Raw genomic sequence first — 20,841 nt, forward strand, 5'->3', positions numbered from 1 at the left:
AACAAGTTGTGGATGACGCTGGGCGCGCCGGTCAGGCGCGGTTCCTGAGCCGCCAGCTGTCATTGCCGGTCTCGACGATGTCGCAGTGATGAGTCAGGCGGTCGAGCAGCGCCGTGGTCATCTTGGCGTCGCCGAAGACGGTGGGCCACTCCCCGAAGGTCAGGTTGGTGGTGATGATCACCGAGGTGCGCTCGTAGAGCTTGCTGATCAGGTGGAACAGGCGCTGGCCGCCGGACTGGGCGAACGGCAGGTAGCCCAGCTCGTCGAGCACCACGACGTCCAGACGTGAGAGCTGGGCGGCCAAGGCGCCGGTCTTGCCGCGCCGGGCCTCGTCCTCAAGGCGGTTCACCAGATCGACGGTGTTGAAGTAGCGGCCACGGGCGCCGGCCCGCACGACGTTGGCGGTGATGGCGATGGCCAGGTGGGTCTTGCCGGTGCCCGTGCCGCCGACCAGGACGATGTTGCGGTGATCGGCCAGGAACGAGCCGCTGTGCAGGGCGCGGACCAGGCCCTCATTGATCGGCGAGCCGTCGAAGGTGAAGCGCGCCAGATCCTTCATCGCCGGCAGCTTGGCGGCGGTGATCCGGTAGCGGATGGAGGCGGCCTGGCGGTGCGCGGTCTCGGCCTTGAGCAGGTCGGCCAGCATCTCCAAGGCGGTGCGGTTGCGCTGCAGGCCCGTGGTCACCGCGTCGTCGAACGCGGCGGCCATGCCCTTCAGGCCCAGCTGACCCAGGGCCTCGATCATCTCATGCCGCTGCACGGGGACCTCGCAGCAGGTCGTAGCGGGCGCAGTCGGCGATCGGCGGATGACGCAAGGCCAAGGCCTGTGACGTGGTGATCGCCTCGGGCCTGGGCGGTTCGCGCCGTCGGGCCAGGATGTTGAGGATCACCTCGTCACTGGCGGCGCCGGCGTCGAGGGCCTCGCGGACCGCGTCGTCCACGGCGTCCAGGCCGTCGTCGAGGACGCTGGCCAGCACCCGAACGAAGCGCCGATCGGCCTCGTCGCCCGAGCCCAGTCGCTTGCGCAGCCGGGTCAGGGCGGGCGGCAGAGACCAGTCCTGGAACGGCGCGCCGTTGCGCAGCGCCCCAGGCTTGCGTGCCAGGACAGGCAGATAGTGCCAGGGGTCATAGACGGTGTGGTCGCGCCCAAAGCCGCGGGGATGATCGGCCACGACCTCGCCGTCGCACAGGACCATGACCCGGTCGGCATAGGCTCGGATCTGCACCGCCCGGCGCGCCGCCCTGGCCTCCACCGAGTAGCGGTTGCGGTCGAAGTTGATCAGGCAGGTGGCCTGGGCGACGGCCTCGACCTGGTGGAAGCCGTCGAAGGGCCCTACGAACGGCGCCAGGAACGGCCGCTCAGCCTCGAACACCTCCTGGACTGTGCGGTCGCGATACTCGGGGTGACGGTCGTTGCGGGCCCGGCGCTCGCACTCGGCTTCCAGCCAGCCGTTCAGCTCCTCCAGGGTCCTGAACCGAGGGCGCGGCTTGAAGATGTTGTCGCGGGCGTAGCCGACCTGGTTCTCCACCTGGCCCTTCTCCCAGCCCGAGGCCGGGGTGCAGGCCACAGGCTCGATCAGGTAGTGGGAGCACATCTGCTCGAAGCGCCGGTTGAAGCGCCGGGTCTTGCCGGCGAACACCGCCTCCACGGCGGTCTTCATGTTGTCGTAGATGCCCCGCCGGGTGACACCGCCAAACAGCGCGAAGGCCCGGGCATGGGCGTCGAACACCATCTCCTGGGTCTCGCGCGGATAGGCCCGGATGTAGAAGCGGCGGCTGTGGCTGAGCCGCAGGTGGGCCACCTTCACCGTCAGCGGCGTGCCGCCGATCTCCACCTGGTCGTGGCTCCAGTCGAACTGGTAGGCGTCGCCCGGCGCGAAGCTCAGGGGCACGAAGGCCTCGACCGGCGAGCTGACGCCCCGGCGCTGATCAGCCCAGCGGCTCGCGTAGCGCCGAACCGCATCATAGCTACCGTCGTATCCCTCACGACTTAGTAGGTCGGCGATCCGTGTCAGCGTCAGCCGGTCTTTACGAGGGCCCGAGGCATTGGCCTCCAACATGCCCTCCAGGCGCTCGATGAAGGTCCCAAGCTTGGGGTGCGGCTGCTCGCGCCGCTCGTAGACCAGAGAGGTCTCTCCCGATCTCAAGACCTTGCGCACCGTGTTGCGCGCCAGGCCCATCTCCCGCGCGATCGTCTTCACGCCCTTACCCCGCGCGAAATGCTCGCGCCGGATCTTCGCCACCGTCTCCAATACCAACATCCCTGTCTCGATCCGCAGCTCCACAAGCCGCCGATCTGGCCATCAAAGCCTCAAGGATAGGGGGTCAACTTTGGACGCCTATCTCCCCGAGAAGGGGGTTAGTTTTGCAAGCCGGAACACACGCCAGCAGGCCTGACGTCGAACGCATCGTAGCGATGATGGCGCCCGACGCGGAGTGGCGTCTTTGGATGCCCGGTGGTCCGGTGGTCCGGGGGCGCGAAGCCCTCCGCGCGGAAATCCTGCGCCAGATGCGATACGCCTCGAACAACAAGTGTAACACGCTGCGGGCGGTCTCGACCCCCAGGGTCGTGCTGCAGGAACGCTCCGACTGGGCGGTGATGCGCGGCGGCGCCTGTCCCCATCAGATGGTCGCCGTCTACGAGCTGAATGAAGACGGCCGCATCAGCCGATGGCGCGAGTACATCAACATGGCCGATCTCGACCGCAAACGGGGTGTGGCCGCTGTGGACGCTCACCTGGCCTAGCCTGCGCCAAGCTTAGGATCCGTTCAGGGAGGCCGCGCTCATGTCTCGGATCGCATCCGACTTGGTCGCGCAACGGCTATCGATCGGTGCTTTCGACGGAACTGGCTGCCAAGCCGGACAATCGTTCAGCAGCGGCGATAGCCGCACGGGCGTCGCGGTCAAATACGGCCTGGGCGAGCGCGATATACGCGGTTTTCCACTCCTCGCGATTGGAGTCGTATCGGCTCAGCACGCCGGGCTCCGAGAGCGAGATGTAGCGGAATACGCGCAAGAACAGCGCCAAGGGAGCGTTTCCGGCCAAGCTCGCCATCTGATCGGTGAGCCGTTCGGCCACAACGATGAAGGCGTCGCGGCCGAGAGATTCCTCAGAACCGCGCCACTCTTCCAGCATCTCCCCCAGGCGGGCCCGTTCCGCATCATTGTCGGAGAGAGCCGCGCGCTTCAGTACTTCGGCGTTGATGGCCTGAGCGGCGCTATAGACCTCCTCGATCGGAGTGTTCTGTAGGTTGAGGAACAGGGCGGCCGAGCGCGCCACTGTTTCGGCGCTGGGGCGACGGCCGAAGAAGCCGCCGCCGACGCCCCGACGAATGACCAGCAGTTCCTCATGTTCGAGCAGTCGCGCGGCCTGTCGCAGCGTTGGCGCGCTGACGCCGATGCGGGCGATCAATTCGGTTTCCGAGCCGATAAAAGCGCCGGCCGGAAGCCGCAAGATAATGTCGCGCAGTACGGGGAGGGCCCGTAGCACCGCTGAGCGGCCAATGTCAGCCATAAGTCCTCATCGCCCTTGCAAACCTCGCATAACCGAGAAGTCGGCGCCAGACGAGGGTTGAATTGACTAATTGGTATATAGGATTAGACATTGGGAAAGCGCCACCGGCAGCAGTGGCCGCCGAGCGAATCGAAAGGCTCGGATTTTTTAAGGGGGAAATCCATGGATCCGCACCGGCGACAGCTGCTGCAAACCAGCCTCTCCGCGCCGGTTCTCGGGCTCGCAGGACAGGCGCTGGCCGAGGCGGCGGAGCCCCGCTCCCGCAACAAGGCTCTGGTGAAGGCTTACATCGAAGCCACCGATCGCGGTGATATAGCGGCCGTCGAAGCCCTGGTGTCTCCAGAAGTCAAATGGTGGATCGTTTCGCGTGGCGACTTCGACCGAGCGACGATCATGGCCATCAATCGTCGCCGTTTCGACCAGGCGATCAGCCGCAAGTCTTCGATCCTTGGCATGGCGGCGCAGGATGACCGGGTCGCGGTCGAGTATGAGACCGCGACCGTGGAAAACGGCGAGCCCATCTTCATCGTCTATCACCACCTGTTCCAGGTGCGGGACAACCATATCGTCTCGGTGCGCGAGTGGACCGATCCGCGCGCGCGGCCCCCGCGTTTCAAGGTCTCCCAGGCGGTTCCTCCCGGCCTTGATCCCTGGCCCGCGGCCCGTCCCGACGATATCGATGAGGCCAAGACCCGCGCCGTGGCCGAGGCTTTTCTCGCCCCAGGTCCGACCAACCTGGCGCGGGAGCTCACCGCACCCGGCTTCCGTTGGTGGGTGAACGGCCGCGGCTATGACGACATGTTCGATTTCTTCGCCAAGCTGATGCCGAAAATGGCCGCCATGGGCCCGCCGGTCTCCCCGGTGCGTTACAGCAAGGTGATTTCAGGCATGACGGTTGAAGGCGACAGGGCGTCGGTCCTGATCAACACCGACGTCATCTACCCCACCTACGACTACATCAATCGCTTTCACTGCGTGGCGATCGTGCGCGGCGGCAAGATCATCGAGATGCACGAGCACACTGATCGTAACGCCTCGATAAAGGCTGGCTTTCCGGAGATCTGACCGTGATCAACCCGCGGCGCGAAGGCGCTCGCGGGGGGCATCGGCCTCGACCGGCGCTTTCCCAAGATAAGTGGCCAGCTGTCTGGCGCCCTCGGCCGAGACAAGCGGCAGGAAGGCGCGTTCAACCAGCTTCATCACGTCCACCGCCTTTTCGTCGCCGTAGAGCAAGCCATAGACCACCGGCTCGTAGGCGGTCACCGCCATGACGGTGTAGACGATCAGATGCGGCTCGAGGGGGCGAATGACCCCGCTCTCGACGCAATGAACGACCTCGGCCTGTAGGAGCCGGGCGACCTCGCCGCACTGTTGGTGCGCCAACATGTCGATCAGGGGCGATGCCAGATCGATCTGGGAACTGATCGCTCTGACCGCGCCGCGCCGGACCGGATTGGCCAAGGCTCGGATGCGGGCTTCGGCGAAGCTCAGCAGAATATGGAGTGACGGCCGCTGCTCAGGGGAGGGGCGAGGGGCGGTGGTCTTCAGCAGATGAGACATCGCGTTCAGAAACAAGGCCTCCTTGTTTCCGAAGACCGCGTAAATGGTGGAGGTCGAACACCGCGCGACCTCTGAGATCTCGCTGATCGAGACATCGTTGAACTTGCGACAGGCGAAGGCCTCGCCAGCCACCTCGATGACGCGTTGCAGCGACCGAACTTTTTTGTCCGACATTGGCGACCACGCTGTTTCCTCGCCTCGCGGCTCTTGTGGCCGCTTCAGCTATTACCCCACGATAGACCTTGGACGCGAACGCACAAGACCTAACGGGCGGCGCGAGAATATCTGACGAGTTGATCGCGTTGGGCTGGCGCTATCGTATTTCGCGATACTCCGATGTCGTTCTATCTTTACGGTGCGCTTGCCGTTATCTGCGCTTCGATATCCGCCAGATCCCAGTATTCGCGCCAATAGTGGATCTTCCCGTTGTCGTCGATATCGAAGACAGCGCAGACCAGCACGGTCACGTTACGGTCGTCCTTGCGCATGGTCACGGTGTCGGCCCGTTCGGTGAAGACTTGCGCGCCGTTGGACGCCACGGACAAGATTTGGCAGCGACAATCGCGATAGCGTGAAAATTGACTGCGCAGTTCCTCTTCGATCGCCGCCCGCCCCCGCAGGGGCTCGGCGTGCCTTACGCGGCTAAAATAACGCGCGTCGGCGCTGAAGTAGGCCATCAGCCGCGCCAAGTCCGGCTGCTCCATATCTAATTGGGACAGAAACTCGGCGACGGTGTCTTCGGCTCGTGCGGGCATGGGCAATCCCTGATGATGTCGGCGGCAATGGGTCCGCTAGGGCGCGCTCAGGCAATAGATAAAAAGAAATATGGGTTTTACGATTTTGCCCCCGCGGACCCCGGCGCAGGGCTATCAAGGACAGACGCCTAAGGCGATCGACTTACGAAGCATAAGACGGGCCGTCCAAGGTGCGTCAGGGGGAAACGATGACGAAGCAATGGTTGCAGGCGGCCAGCCTATTGGCGCTCGCGATGGGGACCTCGGCTTTCGCCGGGGCTGCATTTGCCCAGGCCAAGCCCCAGAACAACGAGTTGGAGGAGGTGGTCGTCACCGCCCGCCGGGCTGAGGAGCAGGCCCAGTCCGTACCGGTCACTGTGACCGCCATCTCCGCTGAGAGCCTGCAGAAGAATGTTATCCAGTCCGGCCTGGATCTGCAAAAGATGGTGCCGACGCTCAGCGTCGTGATGGGCACCCAGGCCAATGGCGCATCCTACTCCTTGCGGGGGATCCGCACCGGGGTCGTCACCTATCTCAACGAGGTGCCCACACCCAGCGGCCAGGCGGGCGCCTCGGCGGTGAACCTGCAGCTCTACGACCTATCCTCCGTCCAGGCCGTCTCAGGTCCGCAAGGGACGCTGTTCGGCCGCAACTCGACGGGCGGCGCCATTCTCTTCACGCCCAAAAAGCCGACCGACGTCTTCGAAGGCTCGGTCGCTGGCGAACTGGGCAACTATGATCGGCGCCAGTTCACCGGCGTGCTGAACATCCCGGTCAGCGACATGCTGAAGGTACGCCTGGGGGCCCAGATCACCGATCGCGGCGGCGTGGTGGAAAACACGCTCGGCGATGACGCCCAAGACATTGTTCGCCAAGCCTATCGGGTTGGCGTGCTGTTCACGCCTACCGACAAGATCAACAACTACACGTTGGCGGACTACGGCAAGACCGGCGGCCATCTCTTCGCGGCCATCACCTACCACTATCCCGGCGGCGCTTGTCCTGCGACCTACGCGGCGTGCGTCTACGGCCCCACCCTGCTGGTTGGCCTCCAGCAGCAACAGGAAGCATTCGGCATACGTAAGATCGCCAGCGCGTTTCCGGCCTATTCGCACGGCGAAGAGGTCGGCTTCCAGAACGTCTTGACCTATGACCTGACCGACGACCTGAGCCTGAAGTACATCGCATCCTATCGGAAGAGCCAGAGCAAGAACCTCTCCAACAAGACTTCGTTCAACGTCCCGTTCGTCTATGGTCAGGACTACAATCGGACCCACGAGTGGATCCAGGAAGTCCAGGGGCGGGCCAAGCTGCTGGACGGTCGACTCGACCTCGTCGGGGGCGTGTTCCTAAGACATGTGATTTCCAACAACGAAAACTCGCTGCAGATCCTGAACCCGGTCGGCGCTCCGTTCGGTCCGGCGACGGCGCAGACCTCGCCCTCGCACGCCGACAACCGCTCAACCGCCTTCTATGCCCAAGGCAACTTCAAGCTGACCGACCGGTTGTCCCTCACCGCCGGTCTGCGGCAAACCAACGATGATCAGAAGAACGTCGCATCCAGCATCTTGCCGGGCCTGAAATGCGGGCTGAATCCGGCCGTGCCGGGCGTCAATTTCGCAGCGTGCCAGCAGCGCCAAGCGGCGAAGTTCGATGCGCTGACCTATCTGGTCTCACTAGACTATCAAGTGACGCCGGACCTGCTGGTCTACGCCACGACGCGGACGGGCTACAACGCCGGGGGCTTCAACCAGGGGATCATCAACACCGACCTTGGCAGCTACGCCCCTGAGCACCTCACGGACTACGAGGTGGGTGTCAAGGCCGACTGGCATCTGGGTGACATGCCCGTGCGGACCAACCTCGCGGCCTTCCAAGGCAAGTACAAAGACATCCAGCGCAGCGTGGTGCGCTTCGTCAACAACGTGACCATCGCGGGCACGTTCAACGCCGCAGAAGCGACCATCAAAGGCGCCCAGCTCGAGATCCAGGCGCGGCCCAGTTCGATGTTCGACGTCAATGGCTCGTTGGGCCTGCTAGACACGGTGTACGATCGGTTCGACGCCACGGCGATCTCAGGCAGCGCCACCGGCAATCGCTTCGCCCAAGCGCCAAAGGTGACCTACAACCTCTCGGGCACCTTCCACCACGACCTGTCGTTCGGCGAGCTGTCGGCCAGCCTAAGCTACGCCTACGTCGGTGATGTGACCTTCACGGACAGCAATATCGGCCAACCCTACGCCTTTACCAACGGCTACGGTCTGCTCGATCTCAATATCGAGGTTCGCAACATCGGCGGCCGCCCGATCACCGCCGGGGTTTGGGCCAAGAACCTCGCCGACAAGGACTACATCGTGAACATCAGCGACCAGTCCAAGTCGCTCGGCTTCACCTCCAACATCTACGGCGACCCGCGCACCTTTGGCGTGTCCCTGCGCTACGCCTTCGGCTCTTGACCATGGAAGATTGGGGACACGTCATGAGTGACACCACCAAGCACCCGCAATTGGCCAAGGTCCGCCTCGCGGGCGGCGCGCCGCCCCTGCTGCCCGATCTGGCGGACGTGATGCCCGCCGATCCGGCCTTGGCCGACGCCCTGGCGACGGAGTTTGCATCGACGGCGACGACCCTGTCGACGCCCCAGGCCTATTGGGCGGGCTTGAACGGCTGGATGACCGACCGTCTTTCCGGTCCGGTCATGGAGGGGAAGGTCAGCCCCGAGCAGCTCGGCGCCCAGGCTTGGGCCATCTACGCGTCCAGCTATTGGGGCGGGCTGGAGTTGCGCGAACATTGGGGCATGCCCCCGGTGATCGCCAAGATGGGGATCAAGTTCTCGCCGCCGTTCGCCGACGTGCAAATGGGCATATTGGCCCAGATGCGTCAGCGCATGGCGGCGGTGAATGCCGGCGGCGAGGCGTGCCTTGCCCTACTGCCGTCCCTGATGCGTGAAGGCGGCACCTCCGGCACAGTCTATGGCATCGCCTACAATGCCGGCGTCCAAGTGGTGAAGACCGAGGATCCGCCGATCGGTCAACGACGACCGCACCGCCAGCCCAAGCCCGCGGCGTTACGCATCAACGGTCGTGACTTCATGCGGGTCGACTACGACCTGCCGACGCCGCACTACCTGAAGGTCTGGCGCTCGGCTTACGAGCGCGCGGTCACCGCCAATCCCGAGGCCTACGAGAGGGTCATCGTCGGCGAAGCCGGTCAGACTGACCTGCGCGACCTATGGCGCAAAGGCGTTGCGTTCGGGAACACCACCTGGGGCGGGGATTCTCAGGACAATTGGACCGACGCCTATTTCGACGAAACCATTCGCTGGAGCTCGATCCTGACCTTCGGCATGGAGGCCGTCGGCCTCGCCGCGATCGCGGCTGTGATCAATCAGGATCCCGAGGCGGCCAAGCTCGCCGTAATGGGCAACGCCCTCTACCTCGGCGCGACCCCGGGCTGGCTGCTCGGCCTTATCGACACGGGCGCGCACCTTCCCACCGTGACGGCTTAGCGATCGGCTTTGGCGGACACAGCGATCAAATTCATAAGGCGACAAACATGCAATACGACAGGCGCACCATTCTCGCCGGAGCAGGCTCCGCGGCGCTGGCGATGAGCCTCCCGGCAGCGGCGCAGGCAGTGACTAGCGCCGGGGCCGCCCGGTTCGCCGGCGCCGCGCCCCTCGGTCCTGAGCTCGCCAAGGTTATGCCGGAGTCTCCGGCGTTGATGGAGGCCCTTGCGGCCGAGTTCGCTCCGACTGCGGCCCGGTTGCAGAGCCAGGACATCTACTGGCTGGGATTCAACGGCTGGATGACGGACCGTTTGTCGGCCTCGATCATGGATGGGACCTTGGACGCCAAGGATATCGGACCCCAGGCCTGGGCGATCTATGCTTCCAGCGTCTGGGGTGGGGTTGAGCTGCGGCGTTTACGCGAAAAGTGGGACAGCGCGCCCGCCATGCCCGACGCTGTCGTTCAGCAGGCCGCGGCCCGCCTGGCCAGGAGCCAGCAAGACATGGCCGAAAAGATGACTCTGCGCCTAAACGCCCTGGCCGGCGGTCCCGCCAGCTGCCTCAGCATTCTGCCAACCCTGATCCGCGATGACTCCACCACCGGGCCGGTGCACGGCATGGCCTATAATGCCGGTGTGCAGGTGGTGAAGACCGAAGATCCCCCGGTGGGCCGCCGTCGTCCGCAACGCCCGGCCAAGCCCAGTTCCGTACGGATCAATGTTCGGGATTTCATGCGGGTCGACTACGATCTGCCGTCGCCGCTCTACCTGAAGGTCTGGCGTTCCAAATTCGAAGGCGCCGTGACCGGCAATCCGGACGCCTACGAGAAGATCATTCGCGGCGAGCCTGGGCAGGAAAATCTGCGCGATCTTTGGAAGCGGGCGGTGTTGCTGGGCCTGAAGACATGGGGCGGCGAATCCAACGACAAGTGGTCCGACGCCTACTTCGAAGGCGCCTTGCATTGGAGTTCGGTGCTCAACTTTGGTCTTGAAGCCATGGGATTGGCGACCTTCGTGGCGCTGATCAATCAAGATCCCGAAGCGGCGCGCCGAGCTGTGCTCGTCAACACCCTCTATGTCGGCGCCACGCCCGGTTGGGGCGTGGGTCTCTTCGACAAGAACGCGACCTTGCCCGCGAAGGCCTGATGCAAAGGATCGTCGCCAGCTAGCGCTCGGTGACGGCGGTGTCCGTCGCCGTGCGCTAGCCAGACTTGGCGGCGCTGCAGCGTCATGTCGACCGAACCGGCCGCAACGCCCTAAGTTTCAAGAGAGAAAGGCACCGAGCGGCGTTCATGTTCGAGCACCTCGAAGGCTCGATCCACGGGCGGGAAAGCCCGTTGCGAGCAGTCGTTACGCTCGCAAATCCGACAGCTAACCCCAATCCGGGCCGGCGGACCTTTCAGGTCCAAGCCTTGTGCATAGACGAGACTGTCAGCGTACTGCACTTCACAACCTAAACCCAGCGCGTAGCGCCGATCGGGCTGTAGGTAAGCGCCCGAGGGTTTGACGACGCCCTTGGCGATGCTGACATAGCCGACGCCATCCGGCATTTCGGCCAGTTGTACGAGCCACTTGTCGGGGGTGGCGAAGGCGTCGTGCACGTTCCACAGCGGGCAGGTCCCGCCAAAGCGGGCGAACTGAAGCCGTGTGGCGCTGTGGCGCTTGGTGATGTTGCCGGCTTGATCGACACGCACGAAATAGAACGGCACGCCCCGCGCGCCGGGTCGCTGGAGCGTCGAGAGCCGATGGAAAACCTGTTCCAAGCTCGTCTGGAACATGAGGCTCAGGCGCTCAGTGTCGTGTCGCGTTGCGAGTGCGGCTTCGCGGAAACGCTCATACGGCAAGAGCATCGCGCCCGCCGCATAGTTCAACAGCGCGGTGCGGCAAACCTTGGCCGCGCCCTCGCTACGAAAGCCCGCCGCCCCCAACTCCATTTCGACCGTATCAGAGAGCGATGCGGCGACGATCTGATAGGCCATTTGGAACGATCGCGTGGCGGGGCCCTGGGGCGCGCCGAGGGTCAAAAGGCCCGCTGCCGGATCGAACCGGCGTAGAAGATCCGGCTCGGCTGATCGTGTCACGCCTATGCCCTGTTTTTCCCTCAACCAGCGCTCCAGCACCGTCTCGACAGGCTCGGGGCCATCCAAGCCGAGTTCGGCCGAGAGGGCTTCAGCGGCAACGTCCAGGCTATGAACGTAGTTGTTCTTGTAGTGGAAGAAGTCGCGGACTTCCTCATAGGGCAGGAGGGCGCTGGCCGCGCCCCGCTCGTCCAGGGATACCGCTTCCTCGGTCGTCTTGAGGCGCTCATCAAGTCGACGATAGGCGTGATGTAGCGCCAGGAAGGCCCGGGCCAGGTTCGGCGTGTTGGCGACTGCCGACTTCAGTTCCTGCAGCCCCGGAGGCTCGCCGCCGGGGATCGTGTCGGCCGTAGCCTCGCGTAGATCCGCGACCATCCGTTGGTCGTCGGCGACATCGAGGGTCGCGGCCTCGACCTCGAAGACCCGCATCACATCGATCACAACCCGCGCGGTCACCGGCCGCTGATTGGCTTCGATTTGCGAGAGATAGCTTGCCGACAAGCCAAGCCGTGTGGCGCAGGCCTCCAAATTCCAGCCTTTCGCTTGGCGCAGCAGGCGGAGCTTGGGGCCGATGAACAGTTTATCTCGCATTTTCACAACTTTGCAGCTTTACAGATTTCGCTCACTCAATCTGGCTTCAAAGCTTGATTTTGATCCGGTTTTTGTTGCCGGCAAGCGCAAAAATCGCATTTTGCAATAGAGCGATGTTTTTACAGCGTTCCTCCCACCCAGCCGGAGCCCACCTCCGGAAACCTAGGCCGCCGAGCCGCTTGTCGGCTTGGCGGCCGGTTCTTTGCGATCCCATTGCGAGAGATCCGTCGCCTTGCAGCACATTCTCGAGGAACTCGACCGCCGTCGCGAGCAGGCCAAGGCCGGCGGCGGCGCAAAACGCGTCGAAGCCCAGCACGCCAAGGGCAAGCTGACCGCTCGCGAGCGCATCGATCTGTTGCTGGACGAGGGCTCGTTCGAAGAGTTCGACATGTTCGTCGAGCATCGCAGCGCCGACTTCGGCATGCAGGACCAGAAGATCCCCGGCGACGGCGTCGTCACCGGCTGGGGCACGATCAACGGCAAGGTCGTCTACGTCTTCTCCAAGGATTTCACCGTGTTCGGCGGGAGCCTGTCGGGCGCTCACGCGGCCAAGATCGTCAAGGTCCAGCGCCAGGCCATGAAGGTCGGCGCGCCGATCATCGGCCTGTTCGACGCCGGCGGGGCGCGCATCCAGGAGGGCGTCGACTCCCTCGCCGGCTACGCCGACATCTTTCTCGAGAACGTCATGGCCTCGGGCGTCGTCCCGCAGATCAGCGTGATCATGGGCCCCTGCGCCGGCGGCGATGTCTATTCACCGGCCATGACCGACTTCATCTTCATGGTGAAGGACACGAGCTACATGTTCGTGACGGGCCCCGACGTCGTGAAGACCGTCACCAACGAGGTCGTCACCGCCGAGGAACTTGGCGGCGCCCGGGTCCACGCGGCCAAGTCGGGCGTCGCGGAAGGCGCGTTCGAGAACGACCTGGAAGCCATGACCCAGGTCCGTCGCCTGGTCGATTTCCTGCCGTCCTCCAACCGCGAGGCCGCTCCTGAGCGCCAGAGCTTCGACGAACCTCTGCGCGACGAGCCCAGCCTGGACACCCTGATCCCGGCCGACGCGACCAAGCCCTACGACATGAAGGAACTGATCCTGAAGATCGTCGACGAGGCGGACTTCTTCGAGATCTCCAGCGAATGGGCCAAGAACATCATCTGCGGCTTTGCCCGCATGGACGGCGAGAGCGTCGGCATTGTCGCCAATCAGCCCCAGGTGCTGGCCGGGGTGCTGGACATCGACAGCTCGCGGAAGGCCGCGCGCTTCGTGCGCTTCTGCGACGCCTTCAACATCCCGATCATCACCCTCGTGGACGTTCCGGGGTTCATGCCGGGGACCAAGCAGGAGTATGGCGGCCTGATCAAGCACGGCGCCAAGCTCTTGTTCGCCTATGCCGAGGCCACTGTGCCGAAGATCACGGTCATCACCCGCAAGGCCTATGGCGGGGCCTATGACGTGATGAGCTCCAAGCACCTGCGCGGCGACCTCAACTACGCCTGGCCGACCGCCGAGATCGCGGTGATGGGCGCCAAGGGCGCGGTGGAGATCATCTTCCGCCAGGAGGCCAAGGATCCCGAGGCCCTGGCCGTCCGCGAGGCCGAGTACAAGGACCGCTTCGCCAACCCGTTCGTCGCCGCCCAGCGCGGCTATGTGGATGACGTGATCATGCCGCATGGCACGCGCCGCCGGATCGTGCGGGGGCTCTGGAGCCTGAAGGGGAAGGAACTGTCCAACCCCTGGAAGAAGCACGACAACATTCCGCTTTAGGGCCGGGGATCCCCATGCAACTCAATTCCGACATCGCGGCCATTGTGACGGGGGGCGCTTCCGGCCTTGGCGAAGCCACGGCGCGACGCTTGGCGGCCGAAGGCGTGAAGGTGGCGATCTTCGACATGAATCTTGAGCGGGCTCAGATGGTCGCGGCCGAATGCGGCGGCCTCGCCTGTCGGGTTGACGTCACGAGCGATGCGGACGTGATCGCGGGCCTCGCGGAGGCTCGCGCAAGTCACGGTCAGGAGCGCATCCTCGTGAACTGCGCGGGCATCGTGATCGGCGCCAAGACCGTGTCCCGGCGAAAAAGCGATGGGGCGCTGACGGCCGCGTCGACGGATGATTTCGATCGTGTTCTTCGCGTCAATCTGGGCGGCACGTTTCGATGTATCGCACTGTCGACTTTGGGGATGGTCTCGCTTGAGCGCCTAGCAAATGGCGAGCGCGGAGTGGTCGTTTCGACGGCGTCCGTCGCATCCGAGGACGGGCAGGTCGGACAGGCCGCCTATGCGGCGTCGAAGGCGGGTGTTCAAGGGATGGCCCTTCCCATCGCCCGCGACTTGGCCAGTGAGGGCATACGAGTCAACACCATTCTCCCGGGACTTTTCGAAACGCCGATGATGGCGAGCTTGCCACCGGCCGTACGCGAAAGCCTTGCAACGAGCGTACCGTTCCCGGCGCGGCTGGGAACGGGCGCTGAATACGCCTCACTGGTCGTCGAAATCTGCAGCAACGCCTACTTGAACGCGGCGGCGATCCGGCTTGATGGCGCTATTCGGCTGGCGCCTCGATGAGAAGCGGGGCGTTGGCGGTCGACAGGTCTTGCATCATCAGCGGGACGATCGGGCCGAAAATCTCCCGCGAGGCGGATCTCAAAACTCAAGTGGGTCGCAGACGCCTGGCGGGAGCGGCGGGGATTCGCCGTGACTGAAACGACCGATCCTTCAGAACGGGACGCGCTCGGCTGGATCCTGGCAGGATATGGCGATGGCCGTTGGCCGGGAATGCTCGACGCACGGTGCGGTCGGCTCTTTCGTCTCGGCGTGTGGTGGAAGCATAGCGGCGCGTCTCCGCCAACATTCGTCGATGAGATCAACAGCCAAGTACTGATGATTAACAACCGCGTGCTGGTCATCGATGACTATGGCGACGTCGTCATGACGGTCGAAGTCGGCGCTGACGATCAGTCCTCAATCCCACCTCCAATGCCTGTCAGCGAGCGCGGTCCATGTTCGAAAAACTCCTGATCGCCAACCGTGGCGAAATCGCCGTCCGCGTGATCAAGACCTGCCGCCGCCTGGGCATCAAGACGGTGGTGGTCTATTCCGACGCCGACGCCGGCAGCCTGGCCGTCGAGATGGCCGACGAGAGCGTGCACATCGGGGCCTCGCCTGCCAATCAGAGCTATCTGGTGGCCGACAAGATCATCGCGGCGTGCAAGGCCACGGGCGCTGAGGCCCTGCATCCGGGCTTCGGCTTCCTGTCCGAGAACGCGGGCTTTGCCCAGCGCTGCGCCGACGAGGGGATCGTGTTCATCGGCCCCAATCCCGGCGCCATCCAGGCCATGGGCGACAAGATCGAGAGCAAGAAGTTCGCCCAGGCCGCCGGCGTCTCCTGCGTCCCTGGCCATATCGGCGAGATCGCCGACACCGCCGAGGCCGTGAAGATTTCGGAAGAGATCGGCTATCCGGTGATGATCAAGGCCTCGGCGGGCGGCGGCGGCAAGGGCATCCGCGTGGCCTGGAACCGCAAGGACGTCGAGGAAGGCTTCCCGGCCGTGCGCGCCGAGGCCAAGGCCAGCTTCGGCGACGACCGCATCTTCATCGAGAAATTCATCGAGAGCCCGCGCCACATCGAGATCCAGGTGCTGGGCGACAAGCACGGCAACGTCGTCCACCTGTTCGAGCGCGAATGCTCGATCCAGCGCCGCAACCAGAAGGTCATCGAGGAAGCGCCCAGCCCGCTGCTGGACGAGGCCACCCGCAACGCCATGGGCGCCCAGGCCGTCGCCCTGGCCAAGGCCGTGAACTACGACTCCGCCGGCACAGTCGAGTTCGTCGCCGGCCAGGACAAGAGCTTCTACTTCCTGGAGATGAACACCCGCCTGCAGGTCGAGCACCCGGTGACCGAGCTGATCACCGGCCTGGACCTGGTCGAGCAGATGATCCGCTCGGCCTACGGGGAGAAGATGGCCTTTGGCCAGTCGGACCTGAAGATCAATGGCTGGGCCATCGAGAGCCGCATCTACGCCGAGGATCCCTACCGCAAGTTCCTGCCGTCGATCGGCCGCCTAGTCCGCTACGACCCGCCGGAAGAGGGCGAGCACGGCGCCTACACGATCCGCAACGACGCCGGCGTCCGCGAGGGCGATGAGATCTCGATGTACTACGACCCGATGATCTCCAAGCTGTGCAGCTGGGCGCCGACCCGCATCGCGGCGATCGACGGCATGGGCCGGGCGCTGGAGGACTTCCACATCGAGGGCCTGGGCCAGAACATCCCGTTCCTGGCGGCGGTGATGGACCAGGAGCGCTTCCGCTCGGGCAAGATCTCGACCAACTACATCAAGGACGAGTTCGCGGACGGCTTCCAGGGCACGGAGCCGACGGCCGACCAGATCGACATCCTGACCGCCGTCGGCGCGGCGATGCAGCGGGTCTACGCCACGCGAGCCCGCTCCTACGCCTCGGGCCTGATCGGGCCGGCGCGTGACGAGTGGGTGGTCGCGGTTGGCCACGCCAAGCGTTCCGTGAAGGTCTCCGGCGAGGCCGACGTGATCGTCGCGCTTCTTGACGAGAACCGCGCCCTGACCCTGACCGACATCGACTGGCGTCCAGGCAAGCCGGTGTTCCGCGCCGCACTGAACGGCAAGGCCTTCACCGTCCAGGTCGCACCGGCCGCCGAGGGTTTCGACATCCGCCACCGCGCCACCAAGGCCCGGGTGCTGGTCCTGACGCCGCGCTCGGCCGAACTGCACAACAAGCTGCCCGAGAAGCAGGCCGCGGACACCTCCAAGCTGGTGCTCTCGCCGATGCCGGGCTTGGTGGTCTCGATGGACGTCGCCGCCGGCCAGCAGGTCCGCGAGGGTGAGGTCGTCTGCGTGCTCGAGGCCATGAAGATGCAGAACATCATCCGCGCCGAGCGCGATGGCGTCGTGAAGGCCGTCAACGCCAAGGGCGGCGATCCGGTCGCGGCCGACGAGGTGCTGGTGGAGTTCTCATGACGCCGGACGTCTCCTCCACCGACATGTTTCTGTCGATCAGCGCGATGGCCGCGCGACTGGGTGTGTCGCAACGCGCTCTGCGCCACTACGAGGCGGTCGGTCTTATCCAGTCGTACCGTCTCTACAAGAGCGCTCGTAGCTATGATCCTGAAACCGTCGATCGTCTAACCGTCATAGCGCTTCTGCGAAAGGCGGACGTCCCGATCGCCACCATCCGGGCGATCATGTCGCTTCGGCCTGACGAGGCCGCCTATCTGCGTGCGGTGCGTGAAGCGCTCTTGTCCGCCCAAGATCAGAAAACGCGTGAACTGGCGATGATTCGGCAGCTGCTCGGCGACTTGAAAACCGTCTTCACGGCCAGCGCCCAAGCCAGTCGCAGTCCTAGGGAAGTCCGATGAAGGTCCTGGTCCCGGTCAAACGGGTTATCGATTACAACGTGAAGGCCCGCGTGAAGGCGGACCAGACGGGTGTCGACCTTGCCAACGTCAAGATGTCGATGAACCCCTTCTGCGAGATCGCGGTCGAGGAAGCCGTGCGTCTCAAGGAGAAGGGCGTGGCGACCGAGGTCGTCATCGTCAGCATTGGTCCGGCGCAAGCCCAGGAAACCATCCGCACGGCGCTGGCCATGGGCGGTGACCGCGGGATCCTGATCACCTCCGACGCCGACCTCGAGCCGCTGGCCGTGGCCAAGCTGCTCGCGGCCGTGGTCGCCGAGGAAAATCCGAACCTGGTCCCGATGGGCAAGCAGGCCATCGACGGCGACAACAACGCCGTGGGCCAGATGCTGTCGGCCCTGCTGGGCTGGCCGCAGGCCACCTACGCCTCGGCCGTGGACATCTCGGGCTCGACCGCCAAGGTCACCCGTGAAGTCGACGGCGGTCTGCAGACCCTGGACGTCGACCTCCCGGCCGTCGTCACCGCCGACCTGCGCCTCAACGAGCCGCGCTACGCTTCGCTGCCCAACATCATGAAGGCGAAGAAGAAGGAAATCGCGAGCAAGACCGTCGCCGACTACGGCGTCGACGTCGCGTCGCGCCTCAAGGTCGTGAAGGTCACCGAACCGGCCAAGCGCTCGGCCGGCATCAAGGTTGGAACCGCCGCCGACCTGGTCTCGAAGCTCAACACCGCGGGGGTGCTGTAATGGCTGTTCTCGTCGTCGCCGATAACGACAACGCGCACCTGCGCGATGGCACCCACAAGACCGTCACCGCCGCCCTGAAGATCTCGGGCGACGTGGACGTGCTGGTCCTTGGCAGGGGCGCCAAGGGCGTGGCCGACGCCGCCGCCAAGATCGCCGGCGTCCGCAAGGTGCTGCTGGCCGAGTCCGACGCCCTGGGCCACGGCGTCGCCGAAGCCCAGGCCGACGCCGTGCTGGCCCTGGCCGGCAATTACGACGCGATCCTGGTTCCGGCCACCTCGGGCGGCAAGAACTTCGCGCCGCGCGTCGCCGCCAAGCTGGACGTCGCCCCGATCAGCGACATCATCGAGGTCGTCTCGGCCGACACCTTCACGCGCCCGATCTATGCCGGCAACGCGCTGGAGACCGTCCAGTCGTCGGACGCCAAGAAGGTGATCACCGTCCGTCCGACCGCCTTCGCGGCGGCGGCTGAAGGCGGCTCCGCCTCGGTGGAGAGCGTGTCGGGCGCCGACGCGGCCAAAACCCGCTTCGTCAGCGAAGAGATGGTCAAGTCGGACCGTCCGGAACTGGCCGCGGCCAAGATCGTCGTCTCCGGCGGTCGCGCCATGGGTTCGGCCGAGGAGTTCCAGCGCGTGATCGAGCCGCTGGCCGACAAGCTGGGCGCCGCCGTCGGCGCCTCGCGCGCGGCCGTCGACGCCGGCTACGCCCCGAACGACTACCAGGTCGGCCAGACCGGCAAGGTCGTGGCCCCGCAGCTCTATGTCGCCATCGGCATCTCGGGCGCGATCCAGCACCTGGCCGGCATGAAGGACTCCAAGGTGATCGTCGCGATCAACAAGGACGCCGACGCCCCGATCTTCCAGGTGGCCGACTTCGGCCTGGTCGCCGACTACAAGACGGCCGTGCCGGAGCTGATGGACTCCCTGACCTGACGACCGCCAAACAAAGGATATCCGGGATGACTGCTCGCGCCGACTATGTCGGACCGATCACCAAGTCGGCCGAAGCCATGTTCGCTCGCGCCGAACGCAAGACGATAGCTCGCAAACTCACTGCCCCGCCGCCGTCGGCGCTGCGTGAGATCATCACGTCTTTCGGCCTCAGTCCGACCATCATCAGGCGTTGGGAAGAGGCCGGCCTTGTCGCGTTCGAGCGGCAAGGTGGGCGCGTCGTTGTCAACGATACGACGCGAGAGCATTTGGCCACGGTCATCGAACTTCGCGCCGCCGGCTTCTCGGTCAAGGAAATCGCCTGGATCTCCGAGACCTTACCGCCGACCATCAAGCAGATGCGTGACGCGCTTGCGGCCCGCCAAGCTCAAACCGTGAGCAAGCCGTCGACCCAGCTCGGGTCGGCGTTCCGCGAGACCATCAAGGCCTTTGGCCTCAGCCTGACCGTCGTCAAGCATTGGGAAAATGCCGGTGTCGTCGCCTTCGCACGCCAAGGCGGACGCGTCGTGGTCGACGACGCCATGCGTGAGAGCCTAGCCATGGTGATCGAGCTTCGGCGCGCCGGCTTCTCGGTCAAGGAGATCACTTGGATTTCCGACACCTTGCCGCCGACCGTTTCGCAGATGCGCCAAGCCCTCCAGGCGCGCCTCGCCCAAAGCGAAGCCGCGCGCGCGCGCTCGATCGCGGGAGCGATCGTCGCGGGCTGCTCTCGGGGCTAGCCCCTTCATTTCGCCGGAGTCGACGATGTTCACCGGAACGCCGCACCCCCGCCATGACTGGACGCTCGCCGAGACGGAGGCTCTCTTCGACCTGCCGTTCATGGAGCTGGTGTTCCAGGCCGCCAGCGTGCACCGCGCCTGGTTCGACCCCTCCGAGGTGCAGTTGTCGCAGCTCCTGTCGGTCAAGACCGGCGGCTGCGCCGAGAACTGCGGCTATTGCAGCCAGTCGGCCCACTTCAAGACCGGCCTCAAGGCCGAGAAGCTGATGGCAACCGAGGACGTGGTCGCCAAGGCCCGCGCCGCCCGCGACGGCGGGGCCCAGCGCTTCTGCATGGGCGCGGCCTGGCGCGAGCTGAAGGACCGCGACCTGCCCAAGCTCGCCGAGATGATCGGCGAGGTGAAGGCCCTGGGCCTGGAGACCTGCGCCACCCTGGGCATGCTGACCGCCGACCAGGCCAAGGCCCTGAAGGACGCGGGGCTCGACTACTACAACCACAACCTCGACACCGGTCCGGACTACTACAAGGACGTGGTGACCACGCGCACCTACCAGGAGCGCCTCGACACCCTGGCCCATGTCCGCGACGCCGGCATGAGCACCTGCTGCGGCGGCATCGTCGGCATGGGCGAGCAGCGCCGCGACCGCGCCGGCCTGCTGCATCAGCTGGCCACCCTGCCGGCTCATCCCGACAGCCTGCCGATCAACGGCCTGGTGCCGGTCAGCGGCACGCCGCTGGGCGACAAGGTGCTCAGCGAAGGCAAGGCGATCGACGCCATCGAGTTCATCCGCACCATCGCCGTCGCCCGCATCGTCTGCCCGAAGTCCATGGTCCGCCTGTCGGCCGGTCGCGAGGGCATGAGCCGCGAGCTGCAGGCCCTGTGCTTCATGGCCGGCGCCAATTCGATCTTCGTCGGCGGCAAGCTGCTGACCACCCCGCTGCCGGGCCTGGACGAGGACTCAAAGCTGTTCCAGGACCTGGACCTGAGGCCGATGCACGCGGCGGGTCCGATGGATCAAGGCCTCCTTGACCTGGAGCTGCTGATGGGGATTGCGTGAC

Annotated in this window: 20 protein-coding genes; 14 read left to right on the top strand and 6 right to left on the bottom strand. The window is 65.0% G+C overall.

Features of this window, described 5'->3' with window-relative positions:
* Nucleotides 1-31: 31 nt before the first annotated feature.
* Both istB and istA read right to left on the bottom strand, forming a co-directional pair.
* Entirely contained in the window at nt 32-760 is a 729-nt protein-coding gene (gene istB, locus CSW63_RS00470; RefSeq protein WP_066684304.1) for an IS21-like element helper ATPase IstB, read from the bottom strand.
* Nucleotides 747-2,261 carry an IS21 family transposase gene (gene istA, locus CSW63_RS00475; RefSeq protein ID WP_066684306.1) on the bottom strand — a complete coding sequence of 505 codons (1,515 nt, stop codon included), beginning with the start codon at nt 2,259-2,261 and terminating at the stop codon, nt 747-749. Before istA ends, istB begins: the two co-directional genes overlap by 14 nt.
* 104 nt (nt 2,262-2,365) lie before the next feature.
* On the opposite strand from istA, the gene CSW63_RS00480 reads away from it, so the two are divergent.
* Nucleotides 2,366-2,746 carry a nuclear transport factor 2 family protein gene (locus CSW63_RS00480; RefSeq protein WP_371415224.1) on the top strand — a complete coding sequence of 127 codons (381 nt, stop codon included), beginning with the start codon at nt 2,366-2,368 and terminating at the stop codon, nt 2,744-2,746.
* Between the two features lie 76 nt (nt 2,747-2,822).
* Here the strand turns inward: CSW63_RS00480 and CSW63_RS00485 are convergent, their stop codons facing one another.
* Nucleotides 2,823-3,515 carry a GntR family transcriptional regulator gene (locus CSW63_RS00485; protein ID WP_099504243.1) on the bottom strand — a complete coding sequence of 231 codons (693 nt, stop codon included), beginning with the start codon at nt 3,513-3,515 and terminating at the stop codon, nt 2,823-2,825.
* 162 nt (nt 3,516-3,677) lie between these two features.
* Here CSW63_RS00485 and CSW63_RS00490 point away from each other — a divergent pair, with 162 nt between their 5' ends.
* Nucleotides 3,678-4,580, top strand: a complete 903-nt coding sequence (locus CSW63_RS00490; RefSeq protein WP_099504245.1) for a nuclear transport factor 2 family protein — start codon at nt 3,678-3,680, stop codon at nt 4,578-4,580.
* 6 nt (nt 4,581-4,586) lie between these two features.
* Here the strand turns inward: CSW63_RS00490 and CSW63_RS00495 are convergent, their stop codons facing one another.
* Complete coding sequence (locus CSW63_RS00495; protein ID WP_099504247.1) at nt 4,587-5,249, bottom strand: TetR/AcrR family transcriptional regulator; 663 nt, start codon at nt 5,247-5,249, stop codon at nt 4,587-4,589.
* A gap of 176 nt (nt 5,250-5,425) precedes the next feature.
* On the bottom strand, nt 5,426-5,830 hold the full coding sequence (locus tag CSW63_RS00500; protein ID WP_099504249.1) for a limonene-1,2-epoxide hydrolase family protein: 405 nt from the start codon (nt 5,828-5,830) through the stop codon (nt 5,426-5,428).
* A gap of 188 nt (nt 5,831-6,018) precedes the next feature.
* Between CSW63_RS00500 and CSW63_RS00505 the strand changes: the two genes are divergently transcribed.
* From CSW63_RS00505 to CSW63_RS00515, 3 genes are read left to right on the top strand one after another with little or no spacing between them, the layout of a single operon-like run.
* Complete coding sequence (locus tag CSW63_RS00505) at nt 6,019-8,265, top strand: TonB-dependent receptor (protein ID WP_099504251.1); 2,247 nt, start codon at nt 6,019-6,021, stop codon at nt 8,263-8,265.
* A 23-nt stretch (nt 8,266-8,288) separates the two neighbouring features.
* A complete protein-coding gene (locus CSW63_RS00510) occupies nt 8,289-9,317 on the top strand; it encodes a hypothetical protein (protein ID WP_099504253.1) in 1,029 nt (342 codons plus the stop codon).
* Nucleotides 9,318-9,364: 47 nt separating this feature from the next.
* The gene (locus CSW63_RS00515) at nt 9,365-10,462 is read left to right on the top strand and encodes a hypothetical protein (protein WP_199170754.1); all 1,098 of its coding nucleotides are present in this window, start codon (nt 9,365-9,367) and stop codon (nt 10,460-10,462) included.
* A 110-nt stretch (nt 10,463-10,572) separates the two neighbouring features.
* On the opposite strand, the gene CSW63_RS00520 is transcribed toward CSW63_RS00515, so the two are convergent.
* On the bottom strand, nt 10,573-11,985 hold the full coding sequence (locus CSW63_RS00520; protein WP_099504255.1) for a short-chain fatty acyl-CoA regulator family protein: 1,413 nt from the start codon (nt 11,983-11,985) through the stop codon (nt 10,573-10,575).
* Nucleotides 11,986-12,217: 232 nt separating this feature from the next.
* Between CSW63_RS00520 and CSW63_RS00525 the strand changes: the two genes are divergently transcribed.
* The 9 genes from CSW63_RS00525 to bioB all read left to right on the top strand — a co-directional run bounded on the left by CSW63_RS00525 (nt 12,218) and on the right by bioB (nt 20,840).
* A complete protein-coding gene (locus CSW63_RS00525; RefSeq protein ID WP_099504257.1) occupies nt 12,218-13,750 on the top strand; it encodes an acyl-CoA carboxylase subunit beta in 1,533 nt (510 codons plus the stop codon).
* A gap of 14 nt (nt 13,751-13,764) precedes the next feature.
* Nucleotides 13,765-14,547, top strand: a complete 783-nt coding sequence (locus CSW63_RS00530; protein ID WP_099504259.1) for an SDR family NAD(P)-dependent oxidoreductase — start codon at nt 13,765-13,767, stop codon at nt 14,545-14,547.
* Between the two features lie 129 nt (nt 14,548-14,676).
* A complete protein-coding gene (locus tag CSW63_RS00535) occupies nt 14,677-15,000 on the top strand; it encodes a hypothetical protein (protein ID WP_127846917.1) in 324 nt (107 codons plus the stop codon).
* A complete protein-coding gene (locus CSW63_RS00540; RefSeq protein WP_099504261.1) occupies nt 14,982-16,976 on the top strand; it encodes an acetyl/propionyl/methylcrotonyl-CoA carboxylase subunit alpha in 1,995 nt (664 codons plus the stop codon). The genes CSW63_RS00535 and CSW63_RS00540 overlap by 19 nt, the downstream gene beginning before the upstream one ends.
* Nucleotides 16,973-17,374, top strand: a complete 402-nt coding sequence (locus CSW63_RS00545) for a MerR family transcriptional regulator (RefSeq protein ID WP_099504263.1) — start codon at nt 16,973-16,975, stop codon at nt 17,372-17,374. Before CSW63_RS00540 ends, CSW63_RS00545 begins: the two co-directional genes overlap by 4 nt.
* The gene (locus tag CSW63_RS00550; protein ID WP_099504265.1) at nt 17,371-18,117 is read left to right on the top strand and encodes an electron transfer flavoprotein subunit beta/FixA family protein; all 747 of its coding nucleotides are present in this window, start codon (nt 17,371-17,373) and stop codon (nt 18,115-18,117) included. The genes CSW63_RS00545 and CSW63_RS00550 overlap by 4 nt, the downstream gene beginning before the upstream one ends.
* Complete coding sequence (locus CSW63_RS00555; protein ID WP_099504267.1) at nt 18,117-19,046, top strand: electron transfer flavoprotein subunit alpha/FixB family protein; 930 nt, start codon at nt 18,117-18,119, stop codon at nt 19,044-19,046. The genes CSW63_RS00550 and CSW63_RS00555 overlap by 1 nt, the downstream gene beginning before the upstream one ends.
* 26 nt (nt 19,047-19,072) lie before the next feature.
* Entirely contained in the window at nt 19,073-19,783 is a 711-nt protein-coding gene (locus CSW63_RS00560; RefSeq protein ID WP_099504269.1) for a MerR family transcriptional regulator, read from the top strand.
* A gap of 25 nt (nt 19,784-19,808) precedes the next feature.
* The gene (gene bioB, locus CSW63_RS00565; RefSeq protein ID WP_099504271.1) at nt 19,809-20,840 is read left to right on the top strand and encodes a biotin synthase BioB; all 1,032 of its coding nucleotides are present in this window, start codon (nt 19,809-19,811) and stop codon (nt 20,838-20,840) included.
* Nucleotide 20,841: the final 1 nt, after the last annotated feature.

It is taken from the genome of Caulobacter sp. FWC26 (assembly GCF_002742645.2).
Lineage (GTDB): Bacteria > Pseudomonadota > Alphaproteobacteria > Caulobacterales > Caulobacteraceae > Caulobacter.